Origin of the sequence: Jiangella anatolica (genome assembly GCF_003236295.1) — a bacterium.
GTDB classification, from domain to species: Bacteria; Actinomycetota; Actinomycetes; order Jiangellales; family Jiangellaceae; genus Jiangella; species Jiangella anatolica.
Genome location: NZ_POTW01000166.1, coordinates 1 through 5,480, shown reverse-complemented (window position 1 = coordinate 5,480; position 5,480 = coordinate 1). Strand labels below are relative to the sequence as shown.

Annotated in this window: 4 protein-coding genes; all 4 read right to left on the bottom strand. The window is 74.2% G+C overall.

Annotation, left to right across the window (positions count from 1 at the left end):
- Positions 1-604 precede the first annotated feature (604 nt).
- The 4 genes from C1I92_RS32475 to C1I92_RS32460 are packed head-to-tail and all read right to left on the bottom strand — an operon-like array spanning position 605 to position 5,191.
- Entirely contained in the window at positions 605-2,188 is a 1,584-nt protein-coding gene (locus tag C1I92_RS32475) for a DUF2142 domain-containing protein (RefSeq protein WP_111258765.1), read from the bottom strand.
- Between the two features lie 2 nt (positions 2,189-2,190).
- A complete protein-coding gene (locus tag C1I92_RS32470; protein WP_111258764.1) occupies positions 2,191-3,099 on the bottom strand; it encodes a lysylphosphatidylglycerol synthase domain-containing protein in 909 nt (302 codons plus the stop codon).
- Complete coding sequence (locus C1I92_RS32465; RefSeq protein ID WP_199521820.1) at positions 3,096-4,214, bottom strand: glycosyltransferase family 4 protein; 1,119 nt, start codon at positions 4,212-4,214, stop codon at positions 3,096-3,098. The genes C1I92_RS32470 and C1I92_RS32465 overlap by 4 nt, the downstream gene beginning before the upstream one ends.
- The gene (locus tag C1I92_RS32460) at positions 4,211-5,191 is read right to left on the bottom strand and encodes a glycosyltransferase family 2 protein (RefSeq protein WP_111258762.1); all 981 of its coding nucleotides are present in this window, start codon (positions 5,189-5,191) and stop codon (positions 4,211-4,213) included. The genes C1I92_RS32465 and C1I92_RS32460 overlap by 4 nt, the downstream gene beginning before the upstream one ends.
- Positions 5,192-5,480: the final 289 nt, after the last annotated feature.

The following is a 5,480-nucleotide window of genomic DNA, read 5'->3' as shown; positions in this document are numbered from 1 at the left end:
GGTGGGGACCGGTGCTCGGTCTGCTCCTCGGCGGGCCGGCGGTCGTGCTGGCCGCGGCCGGCTGGTTCTACGACCGCAACGTCGAGCTGACCGGCACGATCACCGGCTCGCACTTCGACTGGTCGATCGAGCACCAGGGCCGCTCGCCGAAGCCGCTGGGTCAGGTGCTGATCGAATGGGTCACCTGGCTGCGGCTGCCGAACCTGTTCTGGTGGGCCGGCCAGCAGCCGCCGCGCACGACATACGTCACGACGGCGATGGTGGTCACCGGCCTGGTGCTGGTGTGGATCCCGATCGGGATCGCGGTGGCCCGGGCGGTCCGGCGTCGTCGTGAGGCGGTCGACGCCGACCGGTTCGCGCTCGGCCTGCTGCTCGTGCTTCCGGTGCTGGTACTCGTGGCGACGCAGGTCGTGTTCGCGTCCAACAGCGGCGGCGTGTACCCGCGCTACGCGCTGCCGGTCGCGCTGCCGCTCTGCCTGGCGATCGCCGCCGGCCTGGCAGCGCGGCCACGGCTGCTCATCCCGGTCTGGACGGCGGTGACGCTGGCCGACCTGGCCGGCTGGCTCGCCGTCGAGCTGACGACGCCGCCGGTGGAGCCGTGGTACTACACCGACGCGCCGGTGCCGTCCGTCGTCACGGCGGTGCTGGCAGGTGCGGCGATCGCCGGGACGGCCTGGCTGGTGCTGCCACTGACGACGGCGAACCGCACGCAGGCGCCGACCGCGGCCGCCCCCGCGATCGCCGTCAGCACCCCGGCCGTCACCAGCTGACCGGAGGAGAGCGGGCTCCAGCCGGCCAGCCGCGCGGCCGCGTCGGACAGGCCCTCGCCGTGGCCCCAGAAGAAGCCGCGGAAGCCGAACGCGAGCGCGGTCGCCGCGACGGCCCCGCCCGCGGCGACGATCCACGGCACCGCACGGGCCTGCGGCCGCACGCCGAGCGCCGTCACGACGGCCAGTGCAGTCAGCCCGGCGAACAGGTACCGGCCCTGGACCGCGGTGATCCAGCCGGTGTCGACGTAGCCCCGCCACGCGTTGCTCACGACGCCGAGCCACAGCGCGACCGGCAGGAGCAGCAGCACCGCGGCGTCGCGGCGGGAGTCGCGGCGGACCAGCGCCGCCACGCACAGCGCCGCCATCAGCGTGGCCCCGGTCCAATAGACCGGGGGCGCGACCCGCAGCTCCAGCCAGCCGAAGTCGCCGAAGAACGAGCGCGTCAACCCGGTGAGCACGGTCGTGACGAAGTGCGGCAGGCCGGCGTCGGGCACCGGCTCCCACCGCTCCGGGATCCCGACCGGCTGGACGGCGCCGTACACGAGCAGGTTGCGCAGCCACCACCAGCCGCCGGTGGCGAACGCGACCCCGCCTGCGACCAGCGCCCGCGACCACGCCGTCCGGCGTCCGGCCAGCACGTATGCCAGCAGCACCATCGGCACGGCGAACCCGGGCATGAGCTTGGTGAGCAGTCCGGCGCCGAGCGCGACGCCGATCCCGGCCGCCGTCCGCCACCGCAGGTCGCCGGCCAGCACCCGTGCCACCAGCCAGGTGAGGACCGCGCCGGCGAGCGTGACCAGTGCGTCGTTGGTGACGGCGGACAGGATGTGCGCGGACATCGGCACGAACAGCGTCGCGGCGGCCGCCACGAGCGCCACCGGCCGGTCCGCGCCCAGCGTGCGGGCCGTCGCGGCGGCCAGCAACGGCAGCGGCGCCAGCAGCAGCACGTCGAACAGGCGCAGCGACAGCAGCAGCCGGTCCCAGCGCGCGTCCTCCGTCCCGGTCGCCTCCAGCCAGACCGCTGCGGCGGCGTAGTAGAGCGGCGGGTGCTGGGTCATCTGGTCGACCTCGCCGCCGCCCGCGGGCAGCGCGGTGTCCGCCGAGATGTGCGTTCGCAGCTGGTCGGGGATCGGCTCGACGTCGGTGTACTGGACGACGTCGTCGCGGTTCCAGCGCCGGCCGGGGAGGTCGGACTCCAGCGCGGCCTGCGCCCGGGCGGCGTCCAGCGCCGGGCTCATCGTCGCCTCGCCCGGCGCCGGCCAGCCGCCGCCGTAGGCGAGCCGGAGCACGCTGTTGACGTGCTGCGGCTCGTCCGGCGCACGGAACGCCGGGGTCAGCAGCGCCCAGCAGCCGGCGACCGCGACCACCAGCAGCGTGATCGCGGTCAGCGCGGCCCGGTAGGCGGACGACTCGCGCACGGCTACCGCCGCCGCCCGGCCGCGGCCAGGCCGAGCGCGACGTCGGCGACGGTGAGCAGCAGCCGCGACGCCAGCACGGCGACGACGGCCGCGCCGGTGGACAGCTGGCCGGCCAGGACCACACCGAGCACGGCCTCGCGCACGCCGACCCCGGCCGGCACCACGACGACGAGAAAGCCCGCGGTCCAGGCCAGGGCGTACGCCCCGGTCGTCAGCGCGGCGGTTGCGAGCGTCGCGTCCGCGTCGAGCGCGGTGACCAGCAGGTACAGGTGCAGGCCGGCCAGCAGCCAGGCGACCAGCGCCCACGCCGACGCGCGGGCGATGCCGCCGGCGGTCGGCGGCTGCTCCAGCGGCGGCCGGCGCAGCAGCCGCAGCACGTGACTCACCAGCCGGTTCAGCACCGGCGGCGCCAGCAGCGCGGCCAGCGGCGGCAGCGCCAGCAGCACCGGCCAGTACGTCTCGCGGACGTCGTCCGGCCCGGCCAGCACCGCGACGACCGCGACCAGCAGCCCGGTCACGATCGACACCAGCAGCGCGACCGCCATGACCGTCACCGACCGGCGCCGCGGGATCCGCAGGTCCGCGCCGATCTCGGCCGCGGCGACCAGGTTCCACACCCCGCCGGGCACGTACTTGCCGAGCTGGGAGAGCAGGAACATCCGTGCCGCCGGGCCCAGCGGCACCGGCGAGCCGAGGTCGGCCAGCACCGCCCGCCACGACGCCATCGTCGCGACGACGTACCCGAGCGCGACGACGAACGCCGCCAGCACCGTCAACGGCGGCAGTTCCGACCAGGCGTCGCGCACCTCGTCCCACCGGCTCGCGATCGCCCATACCGCCGCGGCCAGCGCGAGGACGAGGAACCCCCGCCGCACCCACGGGCGGCGCGTGAGCGCGAGGAGCGCGGTCATCGGGCCGGTGTCGCCGCCGGGTCCAGCGCCTGCACCAGCGGCGCGACGATGGCGGAGGCGGTGAACCGGGTGGCGGCCGTCCGGCTGGCGGCTCGCGCGCGGGCGAGCTCGGTGCCGTCGGCGAGCTTCTGCAGCGCGTCGGCCAGGGCCGGGCCGTCGCCGGGCGGGACGAACGTGGCGCCGTCGCCGAACGCGCGGCGCTGCGGCGCGGTGTCGCTGGTGACGACGGCGCAACCGGCGGCGGCGCCCTGGTAGACCTTGTTCGGGACGACGGCGCGGGCCTTGTCCGTCGTGCCGAAGATGCCGAGGCAGACGTCGTGCCCGGCCACCAGCGCCGGCAGCTCGGCGGCGTCGACCCAGTCGTGCCAGGTGACCGTCGGCAGGCCGCGGACCGCCGCACGGACGGCGGCCGCGTCCTGGCCGGAGCCGACCAGCGTCGCCCGCACGTGCACGCCGCGCTCGGCCAGCAGCCGCAGCGCCTCGGCGATCACCGGCGCGCCCTGCAGCGGCGTGAACAGCCCGAAGAACACGACGCTCAGCGGCCCGCCGCCCGGGGCGGCCGTCGCGGCCGTCGCGGCGTCGAACCAGGCCCGCGTCGCGCCGACCGGCACGACGACCGCGTCGTTCCGTCGCTTCGCCGGCACCAGCGCCGCGTGCTCGGCGGTGTCCGTCACGACGACGTCGGCGGCGCCGATCGCGAGCCGGTCCAGGCGGTCGAGCAGCGCCGTCCGTAACCCCGTCCGGACGCCGCGGTCGCGGGCGGTGCCGGCGGCGAAGATCAGGTGGTCGAGCACGATGGTGCTGGACGGGAAGAGTAGCCGCGCCAGCAGCACGTCGAAGTGCCCGAGGTAGCCGACCAGCACGTGGGTCGGCCACTCGGCGCGGGGGAGCCCGCGGGCCCGGCGGGCCAGCGACAGCCAGCGCCGTCCCAGCTTCGCCGCCAGAACCGGCAGCAGCCACGGCCGGCGCAGGATCCGCACCCGCTGGGAGGTGTCCAGGCCCAGCGGCTCGGCCAGCTCGCGGACGTCGGCGCCGCGCTCGCGCAGCCCGTCGATCAGCACCTGGATCCGCGGGTGCGTCCGCGCGTCGTAGGTGCCGAACGCCAGCACCCTCACGATGCGATGAGCTCCTCGGTCAGGGCCTCCTCCGGGCTGGTGCCGGTGTACTGGAGGGTCTTGATCCGTTCGAGCGTCTCCTCGAGCAGGATGCGGTTCGTCCGTAGCAGGTCGACGATCACCAGCAGCGCGAACGTCAGCAGCGCGCCGACCAGCATCGCGCTGCCGAAGATGAGCGACTGGATGTGCCCGCCGCCGTCGCCGTTCAGCCAGAACGCGAGGAACCGGACGAACGGCACCAGCCCGGCGATCAGCATCGGCACGCCGATCCACGTCAGGATCACGTTCGGCCGGTACATCAGGTACGAGCGCGAGATGGCCCGTCCGGACAGGTACATGTGCTGCCACGGGCTCTTGAACAGCCGCGACTCGCGGGTCTTCGGGTTCGTCTCGATCTGGAGCGAGGTGATCGCCAGCCGCTTGTTGCCGGCCTGGATGATCGTCTCCATGCAGTAGCTGAACTGGGTGACGACGTTGAGCCGCAGCAGCGCGGCCCGCGAGTAGGCGCGGAACCCGCTGGCGGCGTCGGGCAGGTCGGTCCGGGCGGCGTAGTTCACGACCCGCGAGCCGACCCGCTGCATCGTCTTCTTGAACGGCGAGAAGTGCGCGATCGTGCTGGTCTGCCGGTCCGCGATCACGATGTCGGCCTGACCGGCGATGATCGGCCAGACGAGGTCGGGGATGCGCTCCTGCGGGTACTGGTTGTCGCCGTCGGTGTTGACGACGATGTCGGCGCCGCGCGCGAGCGCGTAGTCGACGCCGTCGCGGAACGAGCGGGCCAGCCCCATCGTGCGCGGATGGCGCAGCACCTCGGCGCCATAGGAGCGGGCCACCTCCGCGGTCCGGTCGCTCGACCCGTCGTCGATGACCAGCACCCGGATCTCGTCGATGCCGGGGATCGTGTCCGGGATCGACTCCAGCACCAGCGGCAGCGTCTCCTCCTCGTTGAGGCACGGGACCTGCACGAACAGCTTCATGACATCCTCTGGCGGGGGAGTGTGGATGGTGAAGTCGCGTGCAGGCTAACCCACCGGATCGGGCCCGAACCGGGTCGTCACGGCGAACCCGCCGGACGCACACGCACTGTTTCCCGGCGGTTCACGAGGCGGCCATGATCATCAAAGAAACAGGGCGCCAGGGAGCCTGTTGCTCTTTGTGGTTGTAGCTGACCGGTGTGGTTCGGGTTGGTGGTTCTTGGGTTGTCGGCTTGTCGGGGTCCGGTGCTGGTGGGCTGGTCAGGCGGTGGCGATCTGGGCGGTGGTGATG

Bases quoted from the DNA above. Each gene is read 5' to 3' on its own strand.
- C1I92_RS32470 (WP_111258764.1), bottom strand. From the start codon at position 3,099: ATGACCGCGCTCCTCGCGCTCACGCGCCGCCCGTGGGTGCGGCGGGGG.
- C1I92_RS32460 (WP_111258762.1), bottom strand. From the start codon at position 5,191: ATGAAGCTGTTCGTGCAGGTCCCGTGCCTCAACGAGGAGGAGACGCTG.